The organism is Peribacillus sp. ACCC06369, assembly GCF_030348945.1.
In the GTDB taxonomy this organism is placed as follows: domain Bacteria; phylum Bacillota; class Bacilli; order Bacillales; family DSM-1321; genus Peribacillus.
Map to the genome: position 1 here is coordinate 135,738 of NZ_JAUCEN010000002.1, position 25,019 is coordinate 160,756.

42 protein-coding genes and 1 pseudogene are annotated in these 25,019 nt (G+C 39.9%); 39 read left to right on the forward strand and 4 right to left on the reverse strand.

Going from position 1 to position 25,019, the window contains the following annotated elements; all coding sequences use genetic code 11:
* Positions 1-348: 348 nt before the first annotated feature.
* The 37 genes from rpsJ to rpsI (QUF78_RS01615) all read left to right on the forward strand — a co-directional run bounded on the left by rpsJ (position 349) and on the right by rpsI (QUF78_RS01615) (position 19,545).
* Entirely contained in the window at positions 349-657 is a 309-nt protein-coding gene (gene rpsJ / locus QUF78_RS01435) for a 30S ribosomal protein S10 (RefSeq protein WP_019244375.1), read from the forward strand.
* 40 nt (positions 658-697) lie between these two features.
* Positions 698-1,327 (forward strand): 50S ribosomal protein L3, encoded by a 630-nt coding sequence (rplC, locus tag QUF78_RS01440; protein ID WP_061440382.1) that lies wholly within the window; start codon positions 698-700, stop codon positions 1,325-1,327.
* A 25-nt stretch (positions 1,328-1,352) separates the two neighbouring features.
* Entirely contained in the window at positions 1,353-1,976 is a 624-nt protein-coding gene (gene rplD, locus QUF78_RS01445) for a 50S ribosomal protein L4 (RefSeq protein WP_289318646.1), read from the forward strand.
* On the forward strand, positions 1,976-2,260 hold the full coding sequence (gene rplW, locus QUF78_RS01450) for a 50S ribosomal protein L23 (protein WP_034305023.1): 285 nt from the start codon (positions 1,976-1,978) through the stop codon (positions 2,258-2,260). Before rplD ends, rplW begins: the two co-directional genes overlap by 1 nt.
* A gap of 26 nt (positions 2,261-2,286) precedes the next feature.
* Entirely contained in the window at positions 2,287-3,117 is an 831-nt protein-coding gene (rplB, locus tag QUF78_RS01455; protein ID WP_061440383.1) for a 50S ribosomal protein L2, read from the forward strand.
* Between the two features lie 60 nt (positions 3,118-3,177).
* The gene (rpsS, locus tag QUF78_RS01460) at positions 3,178-3,456 is read left to right on the forward strand and encodes a 30S ribosomal protein S19 (protein ID WP_034305018.1); all 279 of its coding nucleotides are present in this window, start codon (positions 3,178-3,180) and stop codon (positions 3,454-3,456) included.
* Positions 3,457-3,473: 17 nt separating this feature from the next.
* Positions 3,474-3,815: a 50S ribosomal protein L22 gene (gene rplV, locus QUF78_RS01465; RefSeq protein WP_061440384.1), complete on the forward strand. Its 342-nt coding sequence runs from the start codon at positions 3,474-3,476 to the stop codon at positions 3,813-3,815.
* Between the two features lie 3 nt (positions 3,816-3,818).
* Positions 3,819-4,475: a 30S ribosomal protein S3 gene (gene rpsC, locus QUF78_RS01470; protein WP_289318647.1), complete on the forward strand. Its 657-nt coding sequence runs from the start codon at positions 3,819-3,821 to the stop codon at positions 4,473-4,475.
* 1 nt (position 4,476) lies between these two features.
* Complete coding sequence (rplP, locus tag QUF78_RS01475) at positions 4,477-4,911, forward strand: 50S ribosomal protein L16 (protein ID WP_053349061.1); 435 nt, start codon at positions 4,477-4,479, stop codon at positions 4,909-4,911.
* Entirely contained in the window at positions 4,901-5,104 is a 204-nt protein-coding gene (rpmC, locus tag QUF78_RS01480) for a 50S ribosomal protein L29 (protein ID WP_034305010.1), read from the forward strand. Before rplP ends, rpmC begins: the two co-directional genes overlap by 11 nt.
* Before the next feature lie 18 nt (positions 5,105-5,122).
* Complete coding sequence (gene rpsQ, locus QUF78_RS01485) at positions 5,123-5,386, forward strand: 30S ribosomal protein S17 (RefSeq protein ID WP_034305007.1); 264 nt, start codon at positions 5,123-5,125, stop codon at positions 5,384-5,386.
* Between the two features lie 41 nt (positions 5,387-5,427).
* A complete protein-coding gene (gene rplN, locus QUF78_RS01490; RefSeq protein WP_061440386.1) occupies positions 5,428-5,796 on the forward strand; it encodes a 50S ribosomal protein L14 in 369 nt (122 codons plus the stop codon).
* A gap of 43 nt (positions 5,797-5,839) precedes the next feature.
* On the forward strand, positions 5,840-6,151 hold the full coding sequence (gene rplX, locus QUF78_RS01495; RefSeq protein ID WP_061440387.1) for a 50S ribosomal protein L24: 312 nt from the start codon (positions 5,840-5,842) through the stop codon (positions 6,149-6,151).
* Positions 6,152-6,180: 29 nt separating this feature from the next.
* Positions 6,181-6,720, forward strand: a complete 540-nt coding sequence (gene rplE / locus QUF78_RS01500) for a 50S ribosomal protein L5 (RefSeq protein WP_034305000.1) — start codon at positions 6,181-6,183, stop codon at positions 6,718-6,720.
* A gap of 25 nt (positions 6,721-6,745) precedes the next feature.
* Positions 6,746-6,931, forward strand: a complete 186-nt coding sequence (locus QUF78_RS01505; protein ID WP_034304998.1) for a type Z 30S ribosomal protein S14 — start codon at positions 6,746-6,748, stop codon at positions 6,929-6,931.
* 30 nt (positions 6,932-6,961) lie between these two features.
* Positions 6,962-7,360 carry a 30S ribosomal protein S8 gene (gene rpsH, locus QUF78_RS01510; protein ID WP_053349057.1) on the forward strand — a complete coding sequence of 133 codons (399 nt, stop codon included), beginning with the start codon at positions 6,962-6,964 and terminating at the stop codon, positions 7,358-7,360.
* A gap of 30 nt (positions 7,361-7,390) precedes the next feature.
* The gene (gene rplF, locus QUF78_RS01515) at positions 7,391-7,927 is read left to right on the forward strand and encodes a 50S ribosomal protein L6 (protein WP_289318648.1); all 537 of its coding nucleotides are present in this window, start codon (positions 7,391-7,393) and stop codon (positions 7,925-7,927) included.
* 32 nt (positions 7,928-7,959) lie between these two features.
* The gene (gene rplR, locus QUF78_RS01520) at positions 7,960-8,322 is read left to right on the forward strand and encodes a 50S ribosomal protein L18 (RefSeq protein ID WP_061440390.1); all 363 of its coding nucleotides are present in this window, start codon (positions 7,960-7,962) and stop codon (positions 8,320-8,322) included.
* Positions 8,323-8,344: 22 nt separating this feature from the next.
* The gene (rpsE, locus tag QUF78_RS01525) at positions 8,345-8,845 is read left to right on the forward strand and encodes a 30S ribosomal protein S5 (protein WP_289323333.1); all 501 of its coding nucleotides are present in this window, start codon (positions 8,345-8,347) and stop codon (positions 8,843-8,845) included.
* 16 nt (positions 8,846-8,861) lie between these two features.
* A complete protein-coding gene (rpmD, locus tag QUF78_RS01530) occupies positions 8,862-9,044 on the forward strand; it encodes a 50S ribosomal protein L30 (protein ID WP_289318649.1) in 183 nt (60 codons plus the stop codon).
* 32 nt (positions 9,045-9,076) lie between these two features.
* Entirely contained in the window at positions 9,077-9,517 is a 441-nt protein-coding gene (gene rplO / locus QUF78_RS01535) for a 50S ribosomal protein L15 (protein WP_034304982.1), read from the forward strand.
* Positions 9,517-10,812, forward strand: a complete 1,296-nt coding sequence (secY, locus tag QUF78_RS01540) for a preprotein translocase subunit SecY (protein ID WP_289318650.1) — start codon at positions 9,517-9,519, stop codon at positions 10,810-10,812. Before rplO ends, secY begins: the two co-directional genes overlap by 1 nt.
* 58 nt (positions 10,813-10,870) lie before the next feature.
* Positions 10,871-11,524 carry an adenylate kinase gene (locus tag QUF78_RS01545; protein WP_289318651.1) on the forward strand — a complete coding sequence of 218 codons (654 nt, stop codon included), beginning with the start codon at positions 10,871-10,873 and terminating at the stop codon, positions 11,522-11,524.
* An 84-nt stretch (positions 11,525-11,608) separates the two neighbouring features.
* A complete protein-coding gene (locus QUF78_RS27950; RefSeq protein WP_214773328.1) occupies positions 11,609-11,770 on the forward strand; it encodes a hypothetical protein in 162 nt (53 codons plus the stop codon).
* Between the two features lie 21 nt (positions 11,771-11,791).
* Entirely contained in the window at positions 11,792-11,914 is a 123-nt protein-coding gene (locus tag QUF78_RS27955; protein WP_289323334.1) for a M24 family metallopeptidase, read from the forward strand.
* Between the two features lie 174 nt (positions 11,915-12,088).
* The gene (gene infA, locus QUF78_RS01560) at positions 12,089-12,307 is read left to right on the forward strand and encodes a translation initiation factor IF-1 (protein WP_028390440.1); all 219 of its coding nucleotides are present in this window, start codon (positions 12,089-12,091) and stop codon (positions 12,305-12,307) included.
* Positions 12,308-12,347: 40 nt separating this feature from the next.
* A complete protein-coding gene (gene rpmJ, locus QUF78_RS01565) occupies positions 12,348-12,461 on the forward strand; it encodes a 50S ribosomal protein L36 (protein WP_003156543.1) in 114 nt (37 codons plus the stop codon).
* Between the two features lie 22 nt (positions 12,462-12,483).
* Positions 12,484-12,849, forward strand: a complete 366-nt coding sequence (gene rpsM, locus QUF78_RS01570) for a 30S ribosomal protein S13 (protein ID WP_057915228.1) — start codon at positions 12,484-12,486, stop codon at positions 12,847-12,849.
* Between the two features lie 22 nt (positions 12,850-12,871).
* The gene (gene rpsK, locus QUF78_RS01575; RefSeq protein ID WP_028390438.1) at positions 12,872-13,261 is read left to right on the forward strand and encodes a 30S ribosomal protein S11; all 390 of its coding nucleotides are present in this window, start codon (positions 12,872-12,874) and stop codon (positions 13,259-13,261) included.
* Between the two features lie 177 nt (positions 13,262-13,438).
* Positions 13,439-14,383 (forward strand): DNA-directed RNA polymerase subunit alpha, encoded by a 945-nt coding sequence (locus QUF78_RS01580; RefSeq protein ID WP_053349049.1) that lies wholly within the window; start codon positions 13,439-13,441, stop codon positions 14,381-14,383.
* 82 nt (positions 14,384-14,465) lie between these two features.
* Positions 14,466-14,828: a 50S ribosomal protein L17 gene (gene rplQ, locus QUF78_RS01585; protein ID WP_034304973.1), complete on the forward strand. Its 363-nt coding sequence runs from the start codon at positions 14,466-14,468 to the stop codon at positions 14,826-14,828.
* A 365-nt stretch (positions 14,829-15,193) separates the two neighbouring features.
* The gene (locus QUF78_RS01590) at positions 15,194-16,033 is read left to right on the forward strand and encodes an energy-coupling factor ABC transporter ATP-binding protein (RefSeq protein ID WP_289323335.1); all 840 of its coding nucleotides are present in this window, start codon (positions 15,194-15,196) and stop codon (positions 16,031-16,033) included.
* Positions 16,009-16,875, forward strand: a complete 867-nt coding sequence (locus QUF78_RS01595) for an energy-coupling factor ABC transporter ATP-binding protein (RefSeq protein WP_289318654.1) — start codon at positions 16,009-16,011, stop codon at positions 16,873-16,875. Before QUF78_RS01590 ends, QUF78_RS01595 begins: the two co-directional genes overlap by 25 nt.
* Positions 16,875-17,675 carry an energy-coupling factor transporter transmembrane component T family protein gene (locus QUF78_RS01600; protein WP_289323336.1) on the forward strand — a complete coding sequence of 267 codons (801 nt, stop codon included), beginning with the start codon at positions 16,875-16,877 and terminating at the stop codon, positions 17,673-17,675. Before QUF78_RS01595 ends, QUF78_RS01600 begins: the two co-directional genes overlap by 1 nt.
* A gap of 11 nt (positions 17,676-17,686) precedes the next feature.
* Complete coding sequence (truA, locus tag QUF78_RS01605) at positions 17,687-18,427, forward strand: tRNA pseudouridine(38-40) synthase TruA (protein ID WP_289323337.1); 741 nt, start codon at positions 17,687-17,689, stop codon at positions 18,425-18,427.
* Between the two features lie 267 nt (positions 18,428-18,694).
* Positions 18,695-19,132: a 50S ribosomal protein L13 gene (gene rplM / locus QUF78_RS01610; RefSeq protein WP_034304960.1), complete on the forward strand. Its 438-nt coding sequence runs from the start codon at positions 18,695-18,697 to the stop codon at positions 19,130-19,132.
* Positions 19,133-19,152: 20 nt separating this feature from the next.
* Positions 19,153-19,545: a 30S ribosomal protein S9 gene (gene rpsI / locus QUF78_RS01615; protein ID WP_034304957.1), complete on the forward strand. Its 393-nt coding sequence runs from the start codon at positions 19,153-19,155 to the stop codon at positions 19,543-19,545.
* 107 nt (positions 19,546-19,652) lie between these two features.
* On the opposite strand, the gene QUF78_RS01620 is transcribed toward rpsI (QUF78_RS01615), so the two are convergent.
* Complete coding sequence (locus QUF78_RS01620) at positions 19,653-20,366, reverse strand: site-specific integrase (protein ID WP_289323338.1); 714 nt, start codon at positions 20,364-20,366, stop codon at positions 19,653-19,655.
* Positions 20,367-20,441: 75 nt separating this feature from the next.
* On the reverse strand, positions 20,442-20,801 hold the full coding sequence (locus QUF78_RS01625) for an Arm DNA-binding domain-containing protein (protein WP_289323339.1): 360 nt from the start codon (positions 20,799-20,801) through the stop codon (positions 20,442-20,444).
* Positions 20,802-20,919: 118 nt separating this feature from the next.
* Between QUF78_RS01625 and QUF78_RS01630 the strand changes: the two genes are divergently transcribed.
* Positions 20,920-21,156: a hypothetical protein gene (locus tag QUF78_RS01630; protein ID WP_289323340.1), complete on the forward strand. Its 237-nt coding sequence runs from the start codon at positions 20,920-20,922 to the stop codon at positions 21,154-21,156.
* Positions 21,157-22,125: 969 nt separating this feature from the next.
* Here QUF78_RS01630 and QUF78_RS01635 read toward each other — a convergent pair.
* The gene (locus tag QUF78_RS01635; protein ID WP_289323341.1) at positions 22,126-22,800 is read right to left on the reverse strand and encodes a DUF2642 domain-containing protein; all 675 of its coding nucleotides are present in this window, start codon (positions 22,798-22,800) and stop codon (positions 22,126-22,128) included.
* Between the two features lie 34 nt (positions 22,801-22,834).
* Positions 22,835-24,181: an arsenic transporter gene (locus tag QUF78_RS01640; protein WP_483313874.1), complete on the reverse strand. Its 1,347-nt coding sequence runs from the start codon at positions 24,179-24,181 to the stop codon at positions 22,835-22,837.
* 593 nt (positions 24,182-24,774) lie between these two features.
* On the opposite strand from QUF78_RS01640, the pseudogene rpsI (QUF78_RS01645) reads away from it, so the two are divergent.
* Positions 24,775-24,840 (forward strand): annotated as a pseudogene (gene rpsI / locus QUF78_RS01645) (30S ribosomal protein S9); the annotation flags it as partial.
* Positions 24,841-25,019 lie beyond the last annotated feature (179 nt).

The window sequence follows — 25,019 nt, forward strand, 5'->3', positions numbered from 1 at the left end:
AGGACTTTTCATGTTTACTTCTATAATATCCATATCCATTGAAAAATGGATGTATTCCAAAGAGAATGTTGTTGATTTATCAAATGAAGAAAATGGATATGAAAGACCGTGTAGAATGTACTTGTAAATACTTGAGATAGTATGTATAATAATAAAAGTGTGTTGCACAAGAAAAATTTAAGTTTAACTTGCATTCTACTTGTGCTTTATGTATAATAGACAATGTTGGTCTTTGACTGCGATGATATGGAAGGTTGCTGACACACCCGGCCGCTTTGCCATGGCGAGTGTGTGGGAAATTTCCATTGAGAAGGTCTATTTTAAAATAGGCGAAAAGGAGGGAAAATTATGGCAAAACAAAAAATTCGTATCCGTTTAAAAGCATATGATCACAGAATTCTTGATCAATCTGCTGAGAAAATTGTTGAAACTGCAAAACGTTCTGGTGCGGCTGTATCTGGTCCGATTCCATTGCCTACTGAAAGATCGGTTTACACGATCCTACGTGCGGTTCATAAATACAAAGACTCTCGTGAACAATTCGAAATGCGTACGCATAAACGTCTAATCGATATCGTTAATCCAACTCCACAAACAGTTGATTCATTGATGCGTTTAGATTTACCATCAGGCGTTGACATTGAAATCAAATTATAATTCATATAAATATGAACAATTACTCTAGGAGGTGTGACTTATGACCAAAGGAATCTTAGGAAGAAAAATCGGTATGACTCAAGTTTTTGCTGAAAACGGCGAACTTATCCCGGTAACAGTTATCGAAGCTGCTAATAACGTGGTTCTTCAAAAGAAAACTGTTGAAACTGATGGCTATGAAGCAGTTCAAGTTGGTTTTGAAAACAAACGTGAAAAGCTTTCTAACAAACCTGAAAAGGGACATGTTGAAAAAGCAAATACTACTCCTAAGCGCTTCATTCGCGAATTCCGCGGAACGGATCTTACTGAATATGAGATCGGTCAAGAAGTCAATGTTAGTATTTTCGCAGAAGGCGATTTAGTAGATGTATCAGGAATTTCAAAAGGTAAAGGATTCCAAGGCGCTATCAAACGTCACGGACAATCTCGCGGACCGATGACACATGGTTCTCGTTACCACCGTCGCCCAGGTTCAATGGGTCCTGTAGCTCCAAACCGCGTATTCAAAGGTAAATTATTACCAGGACGTATGGGTGGGGAACAAATTACTGTTCAAAACTTGGCTATCGTTAAAGTTGATGTTGAACGCAACCTACTATTGATCAAAGGTAATGTACCTGGTGCAAGAAAAGCATTGATCAAAGTTAAAACTGCTGTTAAAGCAAAGTAATTTCTGAGAAAGGAGGAGCAATAGAATGCCAAAAGTTACATTGTTCAACCAAACAGGTTCACAAGTTGGCGACATCGAACTAAATGAATCCATCTTTGGTATCGAACCTAATAATCATGTATTATTTGAAGCAATCATTATGCAACGAGCTTCCTTACGTCAAGGAACTCATAAAGTTAAAAACCGTTCTGAAGTTGCAGGCGGTGGACGTAAACCTTGGAAACAAAAAGGAACTGGACGTGCGCGTCAAGGTTCTATCCGTTCTCCACAATGGCGTGGCGGTGGCGTTGTTTTTGGACCAACTCCAAGATCTTACGCTTACAAGCTACCTAAAAAGGTACGTCGTTTAGCTATTAAATCTGCATTGTCTGCAAAGGCATTGGAAGAGAACATTTTGGTACTTGAAAGCTTGTCTTTCGAAGCTCCAAAAACAAAAGAATTTGTAGCAGTACTTAATAACCTTTCTATTGATACTAAAACGTTGATTGTTACTGACGGATTAGATGAGAAAGTTGCTCTTTCTGCACGTAACATCCCTGGTGTTACTGTAGTTGAAGCTGTTGGTCTTAATGTTCTTGATGTTGTATCACACAACAAATTGATCTTGACTAAATCAGCTGTCGAAAAAGTAGAGGAGGTGCTTGCATAATGGATGCACGCGATATCATTAAGCGCCCCGTAATCACTGAACGCTCTTCAGACATAATGGCTGAAAAAAAATATACTTTTGAAGTTGATGTTAGAGCTAACAAAACTCAAGTTAAAGATGCTGTTCAAGAAATTTTCGGCGTTAAAGTTGAGAAAGTAAACATCATGAACTACAAAGGTAAATTTAAACGTATGGGCAAACATGCAGGCTATACTAACAAGCGCCGTAAAGCAATTGTTAAATTAACTGCTGACAGCAAAGAAATCGAGCTTTTCGAGGCTTAATTCATTAGAGAAGGAGGGAAATACAAATGGCGATTAAGAAGTATAAACCTACCTCTAACGGTCGACGTAATATGACAACTTCCGATTTTGCTGAGATTACTACAGACAAACCGGAAAAATCATTACTTGCTCCTTTACACAGCAAAGGCGGCCGTAATAACCAAGGTAAGTTAACAGTTCGTCATCAAGGTGGCGGCCACAAGCGTCAATACCGTATCATCGATTTCAAACGGAATAAAGATGGTATACCAGGACGCGTTGCTACTATTGAGTACGATCCAAATCGTTCTGCAAACATTGCATTAATTAATTACGTTGATGGAGAAAAACGTTATATCCTAGCTCCGAAAAACCTAGAAGTAGGTTTGGAAATCATGTCAGGTCCAGAAGCTGACATTAAAGTGGGTAACGCACTTCCTCTTATTAACATCCCAGTTGGTACAGTAATTCATAACATCGAACTTAAACCAGGAAAAGGTGGACAATTAGTCCGTTCAGCAGGAACATCTGCCCAAGTACTTGGTAAAGAAGGTCGTTATGTACTTGTACGTTTAAACTCAGGTGAGGTTCGTATGATTCTTGCAACTTGCCGTGCTACAATCGGTCAAGTTGGTAATGAACAACATGAACTTATCAACATTGGTAAAGCTGGTCGTAACCGTTGGTTAGGTAAACGCCCAACAGTTCGTGGATCAGTAATGAACCCGAACGATCACCCGCATGGTGGTGGTGAAGGTAAAGCTCCAATCGGACGTAAATCACCAATGTCTCCATGGGGTAAACCTACTCTTGGATTCAAAACTCGTAAGAAGAAAAACAAATCCGATAAATTTATCGTACGTCGTCGTAAAAAATAACGGGATTGACCTACGGTTCATATATAGAACCGTAGAACAGTCACGAAGGGAGGTACTCGCATGGGTCGTAGCTTAAAAAAAGGGCCTTTTGTTGATGATCATTTATTGGTAAAAGTTGAAAAATTAAATGAAGCTGACAAGAAGCAGGTAGTAAAAACTTGGTCTCGTCGCTCAACAATCTTCCCGCAATTCATCGGACATACAATCGCTGTTTATGACGGTCGTAAGCATGTGCCGGTTTATGTAACAGAAGATATGGTAGGTCACAAACTAGGCGAATTCGCGCCTACACGCACTTATAAAGGTCACGCAAGTGATGACAAGAAAACAAGACGTTAATGAGAGGAGGGCATCTCATGCAAGCAAAAGCTGTCGCTAGAACAGTTCGTATTGCTCCTCGTAAAGTGCGTTTAGTCGCAGATTTAATTCGAGGAAAACAAGTAGGTGAAGCAGTAGCGATTCTTCGCTTAACACCAAAATCTGCTTCTCCAGTCGTAGAAAAGATTCTGAAATCTGCTATCGCAAATGCAGAACATAACTACGAAATGGATATCAATAACCTAGTCGTTTCAGAGGCATACGTTAACGAAGGACCAACATTAAAACGTTTCCGTCCTCGCGCTCAAGGTCGTGCGAGTGCAATTAACAAACGTACTAGTCATATTACAATCGTTGTATCAGAAAAGAAGGAGGGGTAATCTGTGGGTCAAAAGGTAAATCCAGTCGGTTTGCGTATCGGGATCATCCGTGATTGGGAATCCAAATGGTACGCTGATAAAGACTACGCAGTTCTTTTGCATGAAGACCTTAAAGTTCGTGAGTATATCGCGAAACGTTTAAGTGATGCTTCTGTATCCAAAGTTGAAATCGAACGTGCAGCTAACCGTATCAATGTATCTGTTCACACTGCTAAACCAGGAATGGTTATCGGTAAGGGCGGTACTGAAGTTGAAGCACTTCGCAAAGCTTTGAACCAGTTAACTGGCAAAAGAGTTCATATCAATATCATTGAAATTAAAAGAGCAGATCTTGACGCAAAATTGGTTGCTGAAAACATCGCTCGTCAATTAGAAAACCGTGTTTCATTCCGTCGTGCTCAAAAACAAGCTATCCAACGTACTATGCGTTCTGGCGCACAAGGAATCAAAACTCAGGTTTCTGGTCGTCTTGGCGGTGCTGATATTGCTCGTGCTGAACATTACAGCGAAGGAACAGTTCCACTTCACACACTTCGTGCTGACATAGATTATGCTCATGCTGAAGCAGATACTACTTACGGTAAGCTAGGCGTGAAAGTTTGGATCTACCGTGGAGAAGTTCTTCCTACTAAGAAGAAATCTGAGGAAGGAGGAAAATAATATGTTATTGCCAAAACGCGTAAAATACCGTCGTGAACACCGCGGTAAGATGAGAGGGATGGCTAAGGGCGGCACTGAAGTTCATTTTGGAGAATTTGGACTTCAAGCTCAAGAAGCTTCCTGGATCACTAACCGCCAAATCGAAGCAGCTCGTATTGCGATGACTCGTTATATGAAACGTGGAGGAAAAGTTTGGATCAAAATTTTCCCAAGCAAACCTTACACAGCTAAGCCGCTTGAAGTACGGATGGGTTCCGGTAAAGGTGCTCCTGAAGGTTGGGTAGCAGTTGTTAAACCGGGCAAAGTATTGTTTGAAATCTCTGGTGTATCTGAAGAGGTGGCAAGAGAAGCATTGCGCCTTGCAGCACACAAACTTCCAATCAAATGCAAGTTTGTAAAAAGAGAGGAAATTGGTGGTGAAACAAATGAAAGCTAATGAAATCAAAGATCTAACCACTGCTGAAATTGAACAAAAACTAAAATCTCTTAAAGAAGAACTATTTAATCTTCGTTTCCAGTTAGCTACTGGACAACTTGAAAATACAGCTCGCATCCGTGAAGTTCGCAAATCGATTGCTCGTATGAAAACAGTTGTTCGTCAAAGAGAGATCGGTGTCACTAATCGATAATGAATGGAGGTTTGCAGAATGAGCGAACGCAACCAACGCAAAATCTACACTGGCCGCGTAGTATCCGATAAAATGGATAAAACAGTAACAGTTGTTGTAGAAACCTATAAAAAGCATTCTTTATACGGTAAACGCGTGAAATACTCTAAAAAGTTAAAAGCTCATGACGAGCTAAACGAAGCTAAAGCAGGCGACGTAGTACGTATCATGGAAACTCGTCCACTTTCAGCTACAAAGCGCTTCCGTCTTGTAGAAGTAGTAGAAAAAGCAGTAATCATTTAATATAGTTCGGATTAAGCTAATTCCGAAGGGAGGTACCGTACATGATTCAACAAGAATCTCGTTTAAAAGTCGCTGACAATTCAGGTGCTCGTGAAGTGCTAACAATTAAAGTCCTAGGTGGTTCTGGCCGTAAAACTGCAAACATCGGTGATGTCATCGTTTGTACAGTTAAACAGGCAACACCAGGAGGCGTTGTTAAAAAAGGTGAAGTCGTTAAGGCTGTTGTTGTCCGTACAAAACGTGGTATGCGTCGTCCTGACGGTTCTTACATTCGTTTTGATGAAAACGCATGTGTAATTATCCGTGACGATAAGAGCCCACGTGGAACTCGTATTTTTGGACCTGTTGCTCGTGAATTACGTGACAATAGTTTCATGAAGATCGTTTCTCTAGCTCCAGAAGTTCTATAATATGTAAAAATTGTATAAAGCCTTTCAAGGAGGTGCCAAGCTAATGCATGTTAAAAAAGGTGACAAAGTCGTAGTCATCTCTGGTAAGGACAAAGGCAAACAAGGAACAATTCTTGAAGCATATCCGAAACAAAATCGTGTGCTTGTTGAAGGAATTAACATCGTGAAAAAGCATTCCAAGCCATCTCAAATTAATCCACAAGGTGGAATTATCAGCAGAGAAGCTGCTATTCACGTATCCAATGTAATGCCACTTGATCCTAAATCAGGTAAACCGACTCGTGTTGGATATAAGATTGAAAATGGTAAAAAAGTACGCGTAGCTAAAATATCAGGTGAATCTTTAGATAAATAAGTCATAAATGAAGGGAGGTACACTAAGCAATGAGCCGCCTTAAAGAAAAATTCAGAAGTGAAATTACACCATCATTGATGGGTAAATTCAACTATCAATCAGTAATGCAAGTACCAAACATTGAGAAAATCGTTATTAACATGGGTGTGGGTGACGCAGTATCTAACTCAAAAGCTTTAGATACAGCTGTTGAAGAACTTACATTGATCACTGGTCAAAAACCAGTTATAACAAAAGCTAAAAAATCAATCGCAGGCTTCCGTTTGCGTGAAGGTATGCCTATCGGAGCGAAAGTTACATTACGTGGAGAGCGTATGTATCAATTCCTTGATAAGCTAGTATCTGTATCTTTACCACGTGTACGTGATTTCCGCGGCGTTTCAAAGAAATCCTTTGACGGACGTGGGAACTATACATTAGGTGTTAAAGAACAACTTATCTTCCCTGAGATTGATTACGATAAAGTGAGCAAAGTTCGTGGTATGGATATCGTTATCGTAACGACTGCCAACACTGACGAAGAAGCTCGTGAACTACTTACTCAAGTTGGAATGCCGTTCCAAAAGTAATCTCTAAATAAAGGGAGGCGAAATCGTGGCTAAAAAGTCTATGATCGTAAAGCAAAAACGCGAACAAAAGTTTAAAGTACAAGAATATACACGTTGCGAACGTTGCGGACGTCCACATTCTGTATTACGTAAATTTAAACTTTGTCGTATTTGTTTCCGCGAACTTGCATATAAAGGACAAATTCCTGGCGTTAAAAAAGCTAGCTGGTAAAACCCGAGTTTGGGAAGGAGGTAAAATATAATGGTCATGACAGATCCTATTGCAGATATGCTTACTCGCATCCGTAATGCGAATATGGTTCGTCACGAAAAACTAGAAGTTCCTGCTTCAAAGATCAAGAAAGAAATTGCTGAGATCTTAAAGCGTGAAGGCTTCGTACGTGACTTTGAATTAATCGAAGACAACAAACAAGGTATCATCCGTATCTTCTTAAAATACGGTGCAAACAACGAACGTGTTATCACTGGTCTAAAACGTATCAGCAAACCTGGTTTGCGTGTATATGCAAAAACTGGAGAGGTACCACGCGTTCTTAACGGTTTAGGTATCGCAGTTGTTTCTACTTCTCACGGAGTTTTAACAGACAAGGAAGCTCGCTCTAAACAAGTTGGCGGAGAAGTTTTAGCATACGTTTGGTAATACATTTTCACAAGAATGGAGGTGCACAATATGTCTCGTATAGGTAAAAAACCTATTGAAATCCCTGCAGGCGTAACAGTTACTGTTAACGGAAGTGAAGTAACTGTTAAAGGACCTAAAGGTGAATTAACTAGATCATTCAATCCTGATCTTACAATCGTTGTTGAAGAGAACGTGTTAACTGTAACACGTCCGTCTGACGAGAAGGCTCACCGTTCTTTACACGGAACTACTCGCGCACTTATCTCTAACATGGTTGAAGGTGTATCAACAGGATTTGTAAAATCACTTGAACTTATTGGGGTTGGGTACCGTGCACAAAAGCAAGGTACTAAGCTTATCCTTAACGTTGGATATTCCCACCCTGTAGAAATAGAACCAGAAGCGGGCGTTGAAGTCGAAGTTCCTTCTAATACAAAAGTAATCATCAAAGGTGCAAACAAAGAACGCGTAGGAGCTCTAGCAGCTAATATCCGTGATGTTCGCCCACCTGAACCGTATAAAGGTAAAGGTATTCGTTACGAAGGCGAATTCGTTCGTCGTAAAGAAGGTAAAACTGGTAAGTAATGCCGCATAAGTAAACGAAAGGAGTGACGTAAATGATTACGAAGCTTGATAAAAATGCTACTCGTCAGAAAAGACATGCACGTGTACGTGCTAAGCTTTCTGGAACAGAAGCTCGTCCTCGTTTAAATGTGTTTCGTTCAAACAAACACATTTACGCACAATTAATTGACGATGCACAAGGCGTAACATTAGCAAGTGCTTCAACTCTTGATAAAGAGATCAGTATCGAAGCTAGTAGCAATGCTGAAGCAGCTCAAAAAGTTGGCGAACTTATTGCGAAACGTGCTGTTGAAAAAGGTTTCAAAGCTGTGGTATTTGACCGCGGTGGTTACCTCTTCCATGGTCGTGTTAAAGCATTGGCTGACGCTGCTCGTGAAAACGGCTTAGAATTTTAATGGATAAGGAGGGACATAACAGATGCGTAGCATTGATCCTAATAAATTAGAACTTGAAGAACGCGTAGTTACAGTAAATCGTGTAGCTAAAGTTGTTAAAGGCGGACGTCGTTTCCGTTTCACTGCACTAGTTGTTGTTGGTGATAAAAATGGTCATGTTGGATTTGGTACTGGTAAAGCTCAAGAAGTTCCGGATGCTATCCGTAAAGCTATTGAGGATGCTAAGAAAAATCTAATTACAGTACCAATGGTTGGAACTACAATTCCTCACCTTGTGAACGGTCGCTATGGCGCAGGTCACATTCTATTGAAACCAGCTTCTGAAGGTACAGGAGTAATTGCTGGTGGTCCTGTTCGTGCGGTACTTGAATTAGGCGGAGTTAGCGATATCTTGTCTAAATCACTAGGTACTAATACACCTATTAATATGGTTCGCGCAACACTTGAAGGATTGAAGCAATTGAAACGTGCTGAAGACGTAGCTAAGTTACGTGGAAAATCAGTACAAGAACTGTTAGGATAAGGAGGGAAATCGAATTATGGCTAATAAATTAGAAATTACCCTCACTCGCAGCTTGATTGGTCGTCCAGAAGATCAACGTGTTACAGTTAACACTTTGGGTTTACGCAAAATGCATCAAACGGTTACTCATGAAGATAACCCTGCGATTCGCGGTATGATTACCAAAGTTGCTCATCTTGTTACTGTAAAAGAACAATAAAATAATTTTTAACTTAACAAGGAGGTGCCAACATGAAACTTCATGAGTTAAAAGCTGCAGAAGGTTCTCGTAAAGAACGTAAACGTAAAGGTCGCGGTATTGGATCTGGTAACGGTAAAACAGCAGGTAAAGGACATAAAGGACAAAACGCTCGCTCCGGCGGCGGTGTGCGTCTTGGATTTGAAGGGGGACAAACTCCTCTATTCAGACGTCTACCTAAACGTGGATTTACCAACATCAACCGTAAAGACTATGCTATCGTGAATCTCGATACGTTAAATCTTTTCGAAGACGGTACTGAAGTAACACCAGCTCTTTTACTTGAGACTGGAGTTGTAAGTAAAGAAAAAGCAGGAATCAAAATTCTTGCCAAAGGAAGCATTGAGAAAAAGCTTACTGTTAAAGCTCACAAATTCTCGTCTACTGCTAAAGAAGCTATCGAAGCTGCTGGCGGTAATACAGAGGTGATCTAATGTTTCGCACGATCTCCAATTTTATGCGCGTGGGTGAAATAAGGAATAAGATTATTTTTACCCTTCTAATGTTAATCGTCTATCGCATCGGTACATTTATACCTGTACCGCATGTGAATGCCGATTTTCTCGCTGAACAGGACCAGCTGAGCGTCATCGGTCTTTTAAATACCTTTGGCGGCGGAGCACTACAAAACTTTTCCATATTAGCGATGGGTATCATGCCATACATCACGGCATCTATCATCGTTCAACTATTACAGATGGATGTTGTACCTAAGTTCACTGAATGGTCTAAACAAGGAGAAGCAGGGCGCCGTAAATTAGCTCAATTCACTCGTTACTTCACTATTATCCTAGGATTCATCCAAGCTTTGGGTATGTCTTATGGGTTCAATAATATGTCAGGTGGCCAGTTGATTGAAAATCCTGGAATTGCAACATACTTGCTTATTGCGACTGTCTTAACGGCAGGAACAGCTTTTCTTTTGTGGTTAGGGGAGCTGATCACTGCTAAGGGTGTGGGTAATGGGATTTCCATCATAATCTTTGCTGGTATCGTAGCTAGTTTGCCAACTACGGCAAATCAGATCTACGCCCAACAATTTGAAAATGCCGGGGATCAATTATTCTTACGAATCATAACGATTATCCTCATTGTTTTAGCAGTATTAGCAATCGTGGTTGCTGTCATCTTCATTCAGCAGGCATTACGAAAAATTCCTATTCAGTATGCGAAACGTGCTGCGGTAGGTCGTACACAAATGGGTGGCCAGTCTACACATTTACCATTGAAAGTAAATGCTGCGGGGGTTATTCCGGTAATCTTTGCAATGGCATTTATCATTACTCCCACTACAATCGCTTCTTTCTTCGGAAAGAACAGCGTCACTAGTTGGATATCAACAAATCTTGATTACACCAAGCCAATTGGTATGATCATTTATGTTGCTCTTATCATTGCTTTTGCGTATTTTTATGCATTCATTCAGGTTAACCCTGAACAAATGGCTGAGAATTTGAAAAAGCAAGGTGGCTATGTGCCGGGGATTCGTCCAGGTAAGAGTACACAAGAATATTTAACACGTGTTTTATACCGATTAACGTTTGTAGGCTCTATATTCTTAGCCATCATTGCCGTTTTACCGGTATTTTTCATTAAGCTTGCTGATCTACCTCAATCTGCACAGATTGGTGGCACTAGTTTGCTAATCGTAGTGGGGGTTGCCCTTGATACGATGAAGCAACTAGAATCACAACTTGTGAAGAGACACTATAAAGGCTTTATAAAGTAATGAGTTTTGGGAACGGTTTGTTCCCTTTACCCATTATAGAGTTTGAGGGGGAAGAAAATTGAATCTAGTGTTAATGGGTCTGCCGGGTGCTGGTAAGGGCACTCAAGCTGAACAAATCGTAGAAAAATATAATATCCCTCATATTTCTACTGGAGATATGTTCCGAACAGCTATCAAAGATGGAACAGAATTAGGTCTAAAGGCAAAATCATTCATGGACAAAGGCGAATTGGTACCTGATGAAGTTACCATTGGCATTGTACGTGAACGTTTAAGCAAGGAAGACTGCCTAAAGGGTTTTTTGCTTGATGGATTTCCACGTACTGTGGCACAGGCAGAGGCACTTGAAAGCATTCTCACTGATTTAGATCGAAAAATAAATTTTGTCATTAATATCGATGTGGATAAAAGCATCTTAATGGAAAGATTGACAGGACGTCGTATTTGCAAATCATGTGGTGCGACATATCATCTTGTATTCAATCCTCCTGCTAAAGATGATGTATGCGACCGCTGTGGCGGAGAATTATATCAACGTGCTGACGATAATGAAGAAACGGTTCAAAATCGCTTAGATGTGAATTTGAAACAAACCAAGCCACTTCTTGATTTCTACGGAGACAAAGGATACTTGGTCAACATTAATGGACAGCAAGATATTAATAAGGTATTTGAAAATATCGATGTGTTATTAGGTGCTTTACAAAATTAATCATTCGTATTGATTTATGAAATTCATACCATTTTTATATCTTACTAGTTAAACTTGGTGCATTCCTTTAATACAAAGGGTATAATGGATTTCGCGAGAGCATTCGCACATTTATTAATCAGGTTCTTGTACTTGGTATTCCCTGAATTGGGCGATTACTTTTTAAGTGATCTTCATGGACATATCCGGTCGGCAAAATTGATGAAGAAATGCAGTGACTCTATTGGGATTCCTAAAGAGTCGTGATATAGAGGGTTGAAAGAAGCTATGTCAGGCGTGCGCCTTTCAAACATCTCCCATGCTATTCAAACCTATGTCGAGACTAAATGCTTCTCTATTCGAGAGTATGTCGGTCACGGAATCGGTCAAGACTTACATGAGGACCCATAAAATCCTCATTTCGGTCCAACTGATAAAGGTCCTCAGTTAAAGCCTGGTTCTACAAAATGGTGAATACTTGATGCAGAATTGTAAGACTTATGAGGATAATTGGACTGTAGTAATGTTGACGGAAAGATGTGTACCTTTAATAGGTTCACGCATAGAGAAGGGAGAATCACTTTAATGGCGAAAGATGATGTAATTGAAGTAGAAGGCACAGTACAAGAGACTTTGCCAAATGCAATGTTTAAGGTAGAATTAGAAAATGGTCATACTGTTTTAGCTCATGTATCCGGTAAAATTCGTATGCACTTTATTCGCATTTTGCCTGGAGATAAAGTTACGGTTGAGCTTTCCCCGTATGATCTAACTCGCGGCAGAATCACATACCGGTTCAAATAATCCGGTTACGCTCCGATCTGTATAAGGAGGTTAGATAGCAATGAAAGTCAGACCATCAGTCAAACCAATCTGCGAAAAGTGTAAAGTTATCCGCAGAAAAGGTAAAGTTATGGTTATTTGCGAAAACCCTAAACATAAACAAAAACAAGGCTAAATAGAAGGAGGTGCACTCAAGCATGGCACGTATTGCTGGAGTAGATATTCCCCGTGACAAACGTATTGTTATCTCATTAACATATATATATGGTATTGGAAAACAAACAGCGATGAAAGTTCTTGCAGAAGCAGGCGTTTCTGAAGAAACTCGCGTTCGTGACTTAACGGAAGACGAATTGAATAAAATTCGTGATATCATTGACAAGCTTAAAGTAGAAGGCGACCTTCGTCGTGAAATCTCCCTAAACATCAAACGTTTAATGGAAATCGGTTCTTACCGTGGTTTACGTCACCGTCGTGGTCTTCCTGTCCGCGGTCAAAATACAAAAAACAATGCTCGTACGCGTAAAGGACCTCGTCGTACTGTAGCTAACAAGAAAAAATAATTAGTAAAGGAGGTTACTTTTCATGGCACGTAAAACTAATACACGTAAACGTCGTGTGAAAAAGAATATAGAAACTGGTATTGCACATATTCGTTCAACTTTCAATAACACTATCGTTACGATCACTGACTCTCATGGTAATGCTATTTCTTGGTCAAGTGCTGGAGCTCTAGGATTCCGTGGATCTCGTAAATCCACTCCATTTGCTGCACAAATGGCTGCTGAAACAGCTGCTAAAACATCAATTGAACATGGTATGAAAACTCTTGAAGTTACAGTTAAAGGACCTGGTGCTGGACGTGAAGCTGCTATTCGTGCACTTCAAGCTGCTGGCCTAGAAGTAACTGCAATTAAAGATGTAACTCCAGTTCCACATAACGGATGCCGTCCACCAAAACGTCGCCGTGTTTAATTTTTCTGTATAGATTTTGTATTCCTGTCAATAATGGGATATAATACTGAGTTTGCGTTCTTACAGAGGATTAATTTTCAGTTGTTGCGCACAGCGGGAACGTATACATGGGGAATTTCGGTTTAAGTGACTTAGTTTACTTGCCGGGGTTTTGACGTTTTGAAGGAGGGTTTATTGATGATCGAAATAGAAAAACCAAAAATCGAAACGGTTGAAATCAACGACGATACCAAATTCGGTAAATTCGTCGTAGAGCCACTAGAGCGTGGGTATGGTACTACATTGGGTAACTCCTTACGTCGTATCCTTTTATCCTCACTCCCAGGTGCTGCTGTCACAGCTATACAAATTGATGGAGTGCTACATGAGTTCTCAACAATTGAAGGCGTCGTGGAAGATGTAACATCTATCATTCTTAATGTGAAAAAACTAGCTCTTAAGATTTACTCTGATGAAGAGAAGACGCTGGAAATTGACGTTCAAGGTGACGGAGTCATCACGGCTGCTGATATCACTCATGATAGTGATGTAGAAATTCTTAATCCGGATTTATATATTGCTACAATTGGTAAAAACGGTCATATGCGTATGCGTTTATCTGCACGTCGCGGCCGCGGCTACACTCCTGCTGTTCAAAACAAGAGAGAAGATCAGCCAATTGGTGTAATTCCAATCGATGCTCTTTACACTCCAGTTTCACGCGTATCTTTCCAAGTTGAAAATACACGTGTTGGACAGTTGTCTAACTTTGACAAGTTAACGTTCGATGTTTGGACTGATGGCAGTACGGGTCCGCAAGAAGCGGTAGCACTTGGAGCTAAGATTTTAACAGAGCATTTAAATATCTTTGTTGGGTTAACCGATGAAGCTCAAAATGCTGAAATCATGGTTGAAAAAGAAGAAGATCAAAAAGAAAAAGTTCTTGAGATGACGATCGAAGAATTAGACCTTTCTGTTCGTTCTTACAACTGCTTGAAGCGTGCTGGAATCAATACCGTTCAAGAGCTAGCTCATAAAACGGAAGAAGATATGATGAAAGTACGTAATCTAGGCCGTAAATCACTTGAAGAAGTGAAAGCGAAACTAGAAGAATTAGGCTTAGGTCTTCGTAAAGACGACTGATAACATGGCGGAATCAATCCATTATGTTGTGAGCCTTGTTTAGACACACAATATAGAACTTCAACAAAGGAGGGAATCTCTAATGGGTTACAGAAAGTTAGGACGCACTAGCGCACAACGTAAAGCATTACTTCGTGATTTAGCTACGGATCTTATTATCCATGAGCGCATTGAAACTACTGAAGCACGTGCAAAGGAATTACGTTCTGTAGTAGATAAAATGATCACTCTTGGTAAACGTGGTGACTTGCATGCACGCCGTCAAGCTGCATCATTCATCCGTAACGAAATCGCTGACGCTGAGAATGGCACAGATGCCCTTCAAAAACTATTCAGTGACGTGGCTCCACGTTATGAAGAACGTCAAGGTGGATACACTCGTATCATGAAAGTTGGTCCACGCCGCGGTGACGGTGCACCAGTCGTGGTTATTGAATTAGTTTAATAACAACGATGAAAAAGGGCGGGACAAATGAATAAACTCACTTGTTCTATGCCCTTTTTCTTTTTTTAAAATAGAAATTCTGTTATTTAGAAATTCGCATTGAGTGTTACGATGGCTGGCGGAACCTGTTTATACAGGGAGCCTTCACGTCTAGCTCAAGCATCCCTTCCCGCTTTTGATAAGCGATTATAAGATAACCTGTTTTTCGTAACAGGCCCGCTGTAAGCTGCTCTTAATTTACCGAAAATTCTTTCGGTGGAAGGGGTGCAGCGTTTTTTTATATTTTCAGAAGAAATACCACTATGTTTATGTTGATTGAGCAGAGTTTAGTTTAGACGAGTGCAGTCGAGGATGAGGAGGGCCACATGGGGAAGAAGCTGGTTTCTTTAAAAAATATTATTTTTAAATATGAGGGTCAGTCTCGAAACGCCTTGGATGATGTTTCATTTGATATTCATCAGGGGGAGTGGCTTGCGATTGTCGGGCATAATGGTTCTGGCAAGTCGACATTAGCGAAGTTACTGAATGGACTTCAGTTCGCTAACTCAGGTACCATTACGATTAATGATCAACTATTGACGGAAGAAACCGTTTGGGATGCGCGCCAAAAAATTGGCATGGTTTTTCAAAACCCAGATAATCAATTTGTAGGCACTACAGTTCAGGATGATGTGGCTTTTGGTTTAGAAAACGCCGGTGTTTCTCAGCAGGTTATGGTGGAGCGTGTTCATGGTGCGTTAAATAAGGTTAAAATGAATGCCTTTCTTAATCAAGAGCCGCACCATCTATCCGGCGGTCAAAAGCAAAGAGTGGCCATAGCAGGTGTAATAGCCTTGCAGCCAGACATAATCATCTTAGATGAAGCAACCTCCATGCTTGACCCAAGAGGCCGTGAAGAAGTGCTTGAAACAGTTAGGGAGTTAAAACAGGAAAACGAGATTACCGTCATATCAATCACCCATGATCTTGAGGAAGCTGCGAAAGCTGATCGAATGATAGTCATGAACCAAGGTCGGTTATATCGTGAAGGACCGCCTCAGGATATTTTTGAATTAGAGGAAGAATTAATTGCTCTTGGTCTGGATATTCCCTTTTCAGTGAAACTTACCAAAGAGTTACAAAAAAATGGTGTTCGTGTGGTTGATGGGCATTTGACAGAGGAAGAGTTGGTGAAGGATTTATGCGAATTACACTCGATGATGTAGAATACCGCTATCAGGTGAATACTCCTTTTGAACATCTCGCCCTTCATGATGTCAATATTTCTATGGAGCCGGGAACCTATACCGCAATCATCGGGCATACAGGGTCCGGGAAATCGACGCTACTGCAGCATTTGAATGCTCTTTTAAAACCGACGAAGGGTCGGGTCTTCATTGGGGACCGGACGATCGAGGCTGGAAGAAAAGAAAAGGCATTGCGGCCAATTAGACAAAAGGTCGGAATTGTTTTTCAGTTTCCGGAACATCAGCTATTTGATGAAACGGTTGAAAAGGATATATGTTTCGGACCTATGAATTTTGGGGTTTCTGAAACCGATGCTAAGAAACTGGCCAGGAAAGCCATCGCTCAAGTTGGATTGAGTGAGGAAATTCTTGAAAAATCTCCATTCGATCTATCCGGCGGACAAATGCGACGGGTGGCCATTGCCGGGGTACTTGCGATGGAGCCGGAAGTATTGGTACTGGATGAGCCTACAGCGGGACTGGATCCACGGGGACGCAAAGAAATAATGAACATGTTTTATGATTTGCATAAAGTAAGGGGCATTTCTACAATTCTGGTGACACATAGTATGGAGGATGCAGCAAAGTACGCGGATGACATAATTATCATGCATCAGGGTACGGTGTTCAAAAAAGGAACTCCGCAGGAAATCTTCTCCGAGCCAGAACAATTACTTGAGCTTGGCCTGGATGTACCTGATACGGTGCGTTTTCAGCTCAAGCTCCAGAAGGAACTTGGGGTTAGATTTGATCAACCGTGTCTTAATATCGGTGATTTAGCGATAGAAATAGATAAAGCCATGAAACGGGGGAACCGCTGATGCTGGATAAAATGATCATCGGGCGCTATGTACCTGCTGACTCCCTGATACACAGGATGGATCCAAGGGCTAAATTGCTCCTTGTGTTTCTGTTTGTTTGTGTCATCTTTTTGGCGAATAATGTCGTTTCTTATGGTTTACTCGCGGTATTCACCATCCTTTTGATTAGCCTTTCGAAGATACCCCTTCGCTATCTTTATAATGGGTTAAAACCTATCTTTTTCTTAATCGTGTTTACTTTCCTTCTCCATGTATTGTTTACGAAAGAAGGGGAATTGCTTTTTGAATACGGTTGGTTCGAGATCTATGAAGGCGGTTTGATTCAAGGTTTGTTCATATCCGTAAGATTTACTTTACTAATCCTTGTTACGTCACTATTAACATTGACGACAACTCCGATATCCATTACAGATGGAATGGAAGAGCTGTTGGGTCCCTTGAAAAAGTGGAAAATGCCTGTACACGAACTAGCATTGATGATGTCCATTGCCCTTCGGTTCATTCCAACGCTAATGGAGGAAACGGAAAAAATCATGAAGGCTCAAACGGCAAGGGGAGTTGACTTTTCATCTGGTCCAGTAAAGGACAGGGTTAAATCGATTGTACCGCTGCTTGTTCCTTTATTTGTGAGTTCATTCAAACGGGCAGAAGAATTGGCAACTGCCATGGAATCAAGAGGATATCGTGGTGGGGAAGGCCGTACGAAATACCGCCAATTGGACTGGAAGACGAGTGATAGCCTTTTAATGGTCTCAATAGGTCTTCTTACGGTCATGTTATTTTTATTACGTTCATATTAAGGAAGACTACTATGCCAAAATATAAATGTGTGATCGCGTATGACGGCACGGATTTCGCTGGGTATCAGGTGCAGCCTGAGAAACGAACCATACAAAGTGAATTCGAGGCAGTCTTAGCACAAATGCACAAAGGCTCAATTATAAAGGTGACTGCTTCAGGCAGGACAGATTCAGGGGTCCATGCAAAGGGGCAGGTCATTCACTTTGAATCACCCCTTACATTTCCTACTGAAAATTGGGTAAAGGCGTTCAGCGCCCTTCTTCCGGCCGATATTGTCGTTTTGGAAGTCGATATCGTGCCTGACGATTTTCACGCGAGGTTCCATACGACTGGGAAAGAGTACCGTTATATCGTAGCCCGATCCAATCTACGGGATCCGTTCCAACGTAATTACGCCTACCATTATCCCTACCCATTAGATGGGAAGGCGATGAGGGAAGCCATTTCCTATTTGATAGGGACACATGACTTTACAAGTTTTTGTTCGGCAAAAACGGAAGTGGTCGATAAAGTTCGAACTATTCAAGAAATCGATTTTGAAAAGAGCGATGGTGTCATGGTTTTTCGCTTCGTTGGGGAAGGTTTTTTGTATAATATGGTACGTATCTTGGTTGGGACACTCCTGGAAGTCGGCAGCGGCAAGATGGCACCCCGGGATATGATCGGGATATTGGATAAAAAAGACCGCAGTTTTGCAGGGAAAACAGCACCAGCCCAAGGCTTGTATTTATGGAAAGTATTTTACAAATAAAAATATTTCTCGTGTGATACCAGTTTTTTTACAACTGATAAACGGGAAGAAATCAGTAATGGAGCGGTTTGGCGCTATACTGACCTTTTCATGGAGTTGCAGAGAGTATTTTATAGACAACTTATCCTAGTGTAACATTCCCTTGACAATGAATCTGGGAGAAGTTAATATAATATGGTATGTATTTTAATCCCACGATAAGCCCCGGAAGTTTATTGTGATTGAAAATAAATATAAAAAATTAAAAAGTTTTTTAGGAGGTTAACCATGCGTACGACATTTATGGCGAAAGCTAATGAAGTAGAACGTAAATGGTATGTGATTGACGCTGAAGGCAAAACTTTGGGTCGCCTTTCTACTGAAGTAGCATCCATCTTACGTGGTAAACATAAACCAACTTTTACACCTAACATTGACACTGGTGATCATGTAATTCTAATCAATGTTGAAAAAATCCACTTGACTGGTAAAAAATTGACTGACAAAATTTATTACCGTCACACTATGCATCCAGGCGGTCTTAAAACTAGAACTGCTCTTGAAATGCGTACAAACTACCCTGAGAGAATGCTTGAACTTGCTATCAAAGGTATGCTTCCAAAGAATTCTCTTGGTCGTCAAATCTACAAAAAATTACACGTATACGCTGGAGCTGAGCACCCTCACGCTGCTCAACAACCAGAAGTATACGAATTACGCGGATAATTACTAAGGAGGTTACTATCTTGGCACAAGTTCAATATTATGGTACTGGTCGCCGTAAGAGCTCAGTAGCTCGTGTACGTTTAGTACCAGGCGAAGGTCGCATCGTTATTAACGGTCGTGACATTAATGAATATATTCCTTTCGCAGCATTACGTGAAGTTGTTAACCAACCACTAGTTGCAACGGAAACTACTGGAAATTACGACGTTCTAGTAAACGTTAGCGGTGGTGGATACACTGGTCAAGCTGGAGCAATCCGTCACGGTATCGCTCGTGCATTGCTTCAAGTTGATCCAGAATACCGTCCATCTCTTAAAACTGCTGGTTTACTAACTCGTGACCCACGTATGAAAGAGCGTAAAAAATACGGTCTTAAAGGCGCACGTCGTGCACCTCAGTTCTCAAAACGTTAATTCCATTATCGTTTCGAAAAGCTCTCAACCATTTGGTTGGGGGTCTTTTTTATTCTTAAAAAATCGTTTTGCCCACATTTTGACCACGAAAATATTTTTTGCCCACATCATAGCTCCATGAATCTTTGGAACTTAGTCGCTGTTTGCTCTTTAACGGTGTCTGTTACGTGTGTATTGATGTTCATGGTCATTTGAATATTAGAGTGACCTAACCGCTCTTGAACCTCCTTTATACTTGCACCAGATTCGAATAAAAGGGAAGCATGTGTATGACGTAACCCATGAATAGTAATTCTATGAAGGTTGTGTTTTTTAATCACTATATCGAGCTTTTCATTTAGATAAGCTAAGCGGAGTGGAGAACCATCATCACGGGTGAAAATAACTTTATTATCATCCCAGTCATGGATACTACCTAGATTAGCCTCATTTTGCCGCATACGCCACTTTCTAAGCAAAGTAAGGGTATTAGTGCCTAAACTGATTAAACGTTTTGATTCCTTTGTTTTTGACGTTTGTAAGATGAATTCCCCCTCAGCGTGATAAAGTGTCTTGGCTAAGCGAATTGAACCAGCCTCAAAGTCAATGTCATCCCATGTAACTGCTAATAATTCCCCCTTACGTGCACCAGTATAAATTAAAAGGTAAAAAAGAATATGGTCACGGAAAGATAATTCATGTTTTGTTATTGATAAGAAATTGTTTATCTCATCCTTTCTCCAGTAATTCCGCTCATCATTTTCACTTTCCTCATTAATTAGTTCTTTTTGCCGTCTAGGTATACTTGTATACTCCATTGGTTTTTTTGAGATAATATCCATTTTTAAAGCATATTTAAAAACTTGGTTTGCTTGAATCTTTATATCATTAACCGATGTATTGAGCTATTTCGTTAATCATTTTTGGCAATAGGGTCGCGTTATTTCCCGAATCTTCAATTGACCAAAGCGGGGCAAGACGTGCTTACTGAATTTTGATTCAATGCTTTTTTTTGTGCTTGTTTTAATGGTTTTAGAGTGGTATGAAAACCATTGGTCGAATACGTCCTTATAGGTAAGATGATTATTGTTTAGTGATATACCACCATTAGCTAACTCCAGTTCAACCTTCGCGAAAGCTAGTTGTGCTTCTTTTTTCGTTTTAAATCCTCTACGTGTGGTTGTTTGTCTTTTTCCTGTTTCAGGATTTATACCTGTATCTATTTTAAATAACCACATTTGACCTTGTTTGGTTGTATATTTTTGAAATGATGCCATCTCTGTTCCTCCAATTAGTTGTTTAGTTTCTCCTTTGTTTTTTTAATCTTTTCTTCTGCTGATTGTATGTGTTTTCACATGTGCTTCTTTTTCTATTCGGAAGTGGTGCACAAAACTTTTGATTACAGCACTAACAAATTTACAAGTTACTATGATGGCCCTTTTCGCAGACATGGAAAGGCAATTCATATTAGAGCGTACTAATGCTGGACGTGTAATGGCTATGAAGTCAGGTACGAAATTTGGTCCGAAGTCTAAGCATGACCAAGCTTATGAAGGAGCTATAGAGGACTTTTATAAATGGGAAAGGGACCATACTGGAACTATTAGAGAAATGGAAACCGGACGGTGGTAGTTTAAGTGAGCAAACATTCTACCGGAAGTAACGTTCCTCCATAGCTAAGTTACAGACAAAGGATATGGTGGGGGTAGCTGATGAATGATTTCTTCACTCCTAAACCTATCCCTGAATCAGATTTAGCTAAGATTAATAATAGCCGTTCGATGGCGAGGGTAGATCCAAGTTCACATTAGAAAAATTCACTAAAACGGGAAAAGATAAAATCATAAAGCATTTCCAGTTATCAGAATCTACTGGATCAAAACTAACAGGTATAATATCTAGCAAAGAATCAAACAAGACTTCTTTTCTAACGCTAGAATTAAATAAAGAAAAAACCGAAATAACTGTCACGTTGCCAAGTGAAAACCCCCGTTACATATAAAGAAGCAGAAATAGAGCCGCAAGAATTTAATCCCGATTATGAGTGGGAAGAATGAAACCACAGTATAACGAAAAATAAAAAGACACCTCCGGAACCGTAGGAGGTGTGAATCGGGAACCGATGATAAAATCGGGCGCGATTCTTTAATAAGAATCGGTTTTCTTAATGAACTAAAAGGTATGTTAGCTGAAGATCGGAGCTGTCTTTAAGGCGGGGCAGTTTAGTTGAAGAATAAATGCAAAAATATTTAAATATGAGGGATTTTCAAAAGTTATTTTATTGGGTGTGCCAATTAAGATTGACTTAATTAATTTAGGAGATAATACATGAAAATAGAACTAAAAAATTTTTTCTACCTTAAACAAAATTCAACCAAACAACATATAATAACAATATGTGGTACACCATAAAGAAGATCGTGACTCAAACGTCACGGTCTAACAAACAATTATAGAAGTAATTGAGTAATCCATCCTCGTCAGCAAAAACAGGGTGGATTATTCTTTTTGTTTATTTTTTTGCTCATGTGAACATCACCTACCTACTTATTCTTGTTTAAAGATGAGTTTATTAAGTTCCTTATCAATTACATAAGGTATTTACGGTAATTGTATTGTTTTGATATGCTCTAAATTCCGATAAACCGTTTCCCCTTCAGCTGTTATCAGCATCATTTTGTTATTTCGAACCTTTTGGAGTAAGCCTATTTTTTCAGTATGGTCTCCACCATCAATAATCACTAGTTGATTTTCCAATCTTTTCAACTGTTCATAAAAGGATCTGGCTAAAGGAGTGGATATAGGCACAAGGGGTAGATTTTCCTTGTTTAAAGAATACGGTATTGTATTAGGAGAATACGGAATTAGCCACTTAACATGATTCATCGAAATAAACATTGTTTTGTACACTGGGGAGTGAAAGACAAAATAGTCGTTCATAATGCTGGTTATATAACCATGAATGGATTTATTCCCTGTGACGTAAACCTTGACAAACAAACCTTTAGCAATAGTTAATACTTTACGAAACGAAATGGTATCAGCTTCAATTGGTTTTTCTGAAGGAGGGTTAAAAGAGGTATATTCTTCATCTAAACTGGCTTCTTTCCATCTTTGAACATGAACAAATGGAATGTAGAGGAATGAATTTGTCCAGCCATCGTTTAAAACAATGATGTCCAACCCAGCATCTATTAGGATTCCCTTGTGAAAATCTCCTCCAGAAATTTCCACCTCGATATATTTTCCCAATAAATCTACAAAATCAGAAAGCATATTTATTCTCCTTTTTCCTCATATTGTTTTATCCTTAAAGTGCTCCACCAAAGAGCCAAGAAACCCAATAATATAAAACCACTAATGTGAATAATACAGTAGGCGGTATAACGACAGCTGTTACTTTTATATATTCCCACCAAGTGATTCTTACTTTTCCACGCTTTACAATGTGCATCCACATCAGCGTAGCCAACGTTCCCATTGGAAGTAGTAAGGAACCCATGTCGCTGCCAATGACGTTCGCCAGATAGGCGATTTTCAAGGAGAGTAAATCTAGATTCATATCCGTTAACGTGAGGGTTCCAATCATGAGTGCAGGGTGATTATTAAAAATATTTGAGAGTACTGATAGAAGTACACCCATCATCACACTTGCATTGAGCAGGCTTCCAGAAACCATTGGACGCATAAATTGGATCAACCAGTCTGTTAGACCGACATTATTCAGACCGTAAATAATCACATACATACTAAAAGCGAACACGATAATATACCACGGCGTTTTTTTCAGCATATCGGTTGGAGGTATTTTTAAATAAGCCCATCTCCATCCTAAAAGGACCAGAGAGCCAATTACAGCCATAAGAGAAACTGGAATGGAAAGAAACGAAGCTACAAATAGACTGACACGGACTGCAAATACAAACAGCAGGATGTTTCGCATAAACCTTGAACGTTCCTTCTCTGAACCATGTTTCATAGGGCTTGGCTTAAGTGGATGGTAAGAAGGGTGTGACAGCCCAGTAATCTTAGTAGGAACGGTTTTCGGTAAGACTTTTTTGAAGCGAAGGAACAAGAGCCACGTCAGCAGTAGTAAACCAAGCGTGGCAGGGACAAACATCATCGCCGTATGCAAATACAAGCTCATATGCACGATTTTTAGAGCGATCAGATTGACAATGTTACTTACACCTATTGGAGCACTCGAAGCAGTCGCAATTAAGGCTCCAGACAGCAAATACGGAATTTTTTGATGGTTTTTTAAGCCCATGTTGTTTAATAACATGATTAGAATTGGGGTTGTAATTAAGATACTTCCATCGTTATTGAAAAAGAGTGTCATGAGAAAACATAAAAGATTGACATACCAGAATAATCTGAAGCCAGACCCATTTGCTTTTTCCGCAAGCTTCTCTGCCACCCAGTTAAAGAATCCAAAACTCTCTAAGACAATCGCCATTACAATCGTTGCCATAATAGTTATCGCAGCACCACTTATCGTTTCTGCAATTAAACCCAGGTCTGTTAGAGAAACACTTCCACTGAGTATGACAATAATCGCACCTATCGTGGCAGGTATAGCTTCATTAATGCCTCTAGGCCTCCAAAGAATCAATCCGAGGGTAACCAAAAAAGATAAAACGGTTATCCAAACCATTGGTTGCATATTTTTCTCCTTCTCTCTAGCTAGTTTTTCATGATGTTTTCATGAGACGACCTAACCCCTTCATTGAGCAAGTCCACTCTTGTCCCCCCCTTCCATCTATCCCTCTTGTGATGTTGTACTGTATTTTATGTATCACGATTAAGAAAGGCTTTAGGTTTGTACCCGATTTTCCAAAAAATCCTCTAGAGTCTAAAAAACAACGATTCAAGTAATTACACATGTCAAGATAGAAGAACATACCTAATTACAAGAATTAACCCTTGAAGTAGTTTCTAATGGCAAAAATAAAAAGCGATGCTAAGTAAGCGTCGCCCGATATGGTTTATCCTATTTTTAACCTTCTGCTTATGGCTTTAAGTAGTCATGGAATTTTCTAGTTGGAATATCGATGCAGATTGTGAAGAATTGCACTTAAAGTAAAGGGTGCTTTAGTTGAAAAGCATAGATTATTTTTTGACTACATTCTGACCACCAAACATATATAACTATATTTTTTCTAATTCTCATTAAAAAGAAAAAAAGCCCGATAAATCAGGCCTTCAGTAAATCATTTTATTCCTAGTTTCTTCATATTTAATATATAAATGAAAGAACGTAAAAAATACGGTCTTAAAGGCGCACGTCGTGCACCTCAGTTCTCAAAACGTTAATTCCATTATCGTTTCGAAAAGCTCTCAACCATTTGGTTGGGGGTCTTTTTTTTGTCCGGAAAAATATTTTGATCACATCATGCTCCATGAACCTTATTATGTGGGACTGAGATATATTAAAAATAATAAAGCATATCTGGGATATCCCAGATATGCTTTATTTTAAAGACTCCATTATT

Excerpts from the sequence above, each read along its gene's own strand:
- QUF78_RS01640 (WP_483313874.1), bottom strand. The coding sequence starts at position 24,181 with ATGGTTTGGATAACCGTTTTATCTTTTTTGGTTACCCTCGGATTGATT.
- QUF78_RS01620 (WP_289323338.1), bottom strand. The coding sequence starts at position 20,366 with ATGGATATTATCTCAAAAAAACCAATGGAGTATACAAGTATACCTAGA.
- rplO (WP_034304982.1), top strand. The coding sequence starts at position 9,077 with ATGAAACTTCATGAGTTAAAAGCTGCAGAAGGTTCTCGTAAAGAACGT.
- rplV (WP_061440384.1), top strand. The coding sequence starts at position 3,474 with ATGCAAGCAAAAGCTGTCGCTAGAACAGTTCGTATTGCTCCTCGTAAA.
- rpsH (WP_053349057.1), top strand. The coding sequence starts at position 6,962 with ATGGTCATGACAGATCCTATTGCAGATATGCTTACTCGCATCCGTAAT.
- rplF (WP_289318648.1), top strand. The coding sequence starts at position 7,391 with ATGTCTCGTATAGGTAAAAAACCTATTGAAATCCCTGCAGGCGTAACA.
- rplP (WP_053349061.1), top strand. The coding sequence starts at position 4,477 with ATGTTATTGCCAAAACGCGTAAAATACCGTCGTGAACACCGCGGTAAG.
- rpsE (WP_289323333.1), top strand. The coding sequence starts at position 8,345 with ATGCGTAGCATTGATCCTAATAAATTAGAACTTGAAGAACGCGTAGTT.
- rpmD (WP_289318649.1), top strand. The coding sequence starts at position 8,862 with ATGGCTAATAAATTAGAAATTACCCTCACTCGCAGCTTGATTGGTCGT.
- QUF78_RS01635 (WP_289323341.1), bottom strand. The coding sequence starts at position 22,800 with ATGCTTTCTGATTTTGTAGATTTATTGGGAAAATATATCGAGGTGGAA.
- rplN (WP_061440386.1), top strand. The coding sequence starts at position 5,428 with ATGATTCAACAAGAATCTCGTTTAAAAGTCGCTGACAATTCAGGTGCT.
- QUF78_RS27950 (WP_214773328.1), top strand. The coding sequence starts at position 11,609 with ATGGATTTCGCGAGAGCATTCGCACATTTATTAATCAGGTTCTTGTAC.
- truA (WP_289323337.1), top strand. The coding sequence starts at position 17,687 with ATGCCAAAATATAAATGTGTGATCGCGTATGACGGCACGGATTTCGCT.
- infA (WP_028390440.1), top strand. The coding sequence starts at position 12,089 with ATGGCGAAAGATGATGTAATTGAAGTAGAAGGCACAGTACAAGAGACT.
- QUF78_RS01590 (WP_289323335.1), top strand. The coding sequence starts at position 15,194 with ATGGGGAAGAAGCTGGTTTCTTTAAAAAATATTATTTTTAAATATGAG.
- rpsM (WP_057915228.1), top strand. The coding sequence starts at position 12,484 with ATGGCACGTATTGCTGGAGTAGATATTCCCCGTGACAAACGTATTGTT.
- rplB (WP_061440383.1), top strand. The coding sequence starts at position 2,287 with ATGGCGATTAAGAAGTATAAACCTACCTCTAACGGTCGACGTAATATG.
- rpsS (WP_034305018.1), top strand. The coding sequence starts at position 3,178 with ATGGGTCGTAGCTTAAAAAAAGGGCCTTTTGTTGATGATCATTTATTG.
- rplC (WP_061440382.1), top strand. The coding sequence starts at position 698 with ATGACCAAAGGAATCTTAGGAAGAAAAATCGGTATGACTCAAGTTTTT.
- rpsJ (WP_019244375.1), top strand. The coding sequence starts at position 349 with ATGGCAAAACAAAAAATTCGTATCCGTTTAAAAGCATATGATCACAGA.
- secY (WP_289318650.1), top strand. The coding sequence starts at position 9,517 with ATGTTTCGCACGATCTCCAATTTTATGCGCGTGGGTGAAATAAGGAAT.
- QUF78_RS27955 (WP_289323334.1), top strand. The coding sequence starts at position 11,792 with ATGTCAGGCGTGCGCCTTTCAAACATCTCCCATGCTATTCAAACCTAT.
- QUF78_RS01580 (WP_053349049.1), top strand. The coding sequence starts at position 13,439 with ATGATCGAAATAGAAAAACCAAAAATCGAAACGGTTGAAATCAACGAC.
- rplR (WP_061440390.1), top strand. The coding sequence starts at position 7,960 with ATGATTACGAAGCTTGATAAAAATGCTACTCGTCAGAAAAGACATGCA.
- rpsK (WP_028390438.1), top strand. The coding sequence starts at position 12,872 with ATGGCACGTAAAACTAATACACGTAAACGTCGTGTGAAAAAGAATATA.
- QUF78_RS01625 (WP_289323339.1), bottom strand. The coding sequence starts at position 20,801 with ATGGCATCATTTCAAAAATATACAACCAAACAAGGTCAAATGTGGTTA.
- QUF78_RS01600 (WP_289323336.1), top strand. The coding sequence starts at position 16,875 with ATGCTGGATAAAATGATCATCGGGCGCTATGTACCTGCTGACTCCCTG.
- rplE (WP_034305000.1), top strand. The coding sequence starts at position 6,181 with ATGAGCCGCCTTAAAGAAAAATTCAGAAGTGAAATTACACCATCATTG.
- rplD (WP_289318646.1), top strand. The coding sequence starts at position 1,353 with ATGCCAAAAGTTACATTGTTCAACCAAACAGGTTCACAAGTTGGCGAC.
- rplX (WP_061440387.1), top strand. The coding sequence starts at position 5,840 with ATGCATGTTAAAAAAGGTGACAAAGTCGTAGTCATCTCTGGTAAGGAC.
- rpmC (WP_034305010.1), top strand. The coding sequence starts at position 4,901 with ATGAAAGCTAATGAAATCAAAGATCTAACCACTGCTGAAATTGAACAA.
- rpmJ (WP_003156543.1), top strand. The coding sequence starts at position 12,348 with ATGAAAGTCAGACCATCAGTCAAACCAATCTGCGAAAAGTGTAAAGTT.
- rplW (WP_034305023.1), top strand. The coding sequence starts at position 1,976 with ATGGATGCACGCGATATCATTAAGCGCCCCGTAATCACTGAACGCTCT.
- rpsQ (WP_034305007.1), top strand. The coding sequence starts at position 5,123 with ATGAGCGAACGCAACCAACGCAAAATCTACACTGGCCGCGTAGTATCC.
- rplQ (WP_034304973.1), top strand. The coding sequence starts at position 14,466 with ATGGGTTACAGAAAGTTAGGACGCACTAGCGCACAACGTAAAGCATTA.
- rplM (WP_034304960.1), top strand. The coding sequence starts at position 18,695 with ATGCGTACGACATTTATGGCGAAAGCTAATGAAGTAGAACGTAAATGG.
- QUF78_RS01595 (WP_289318654.1), top strand. The coding sequence starts at position 16,009 with ATGCGAATTACACTCGATGATGTAGAATACCGCTATCAGGTGAATACT.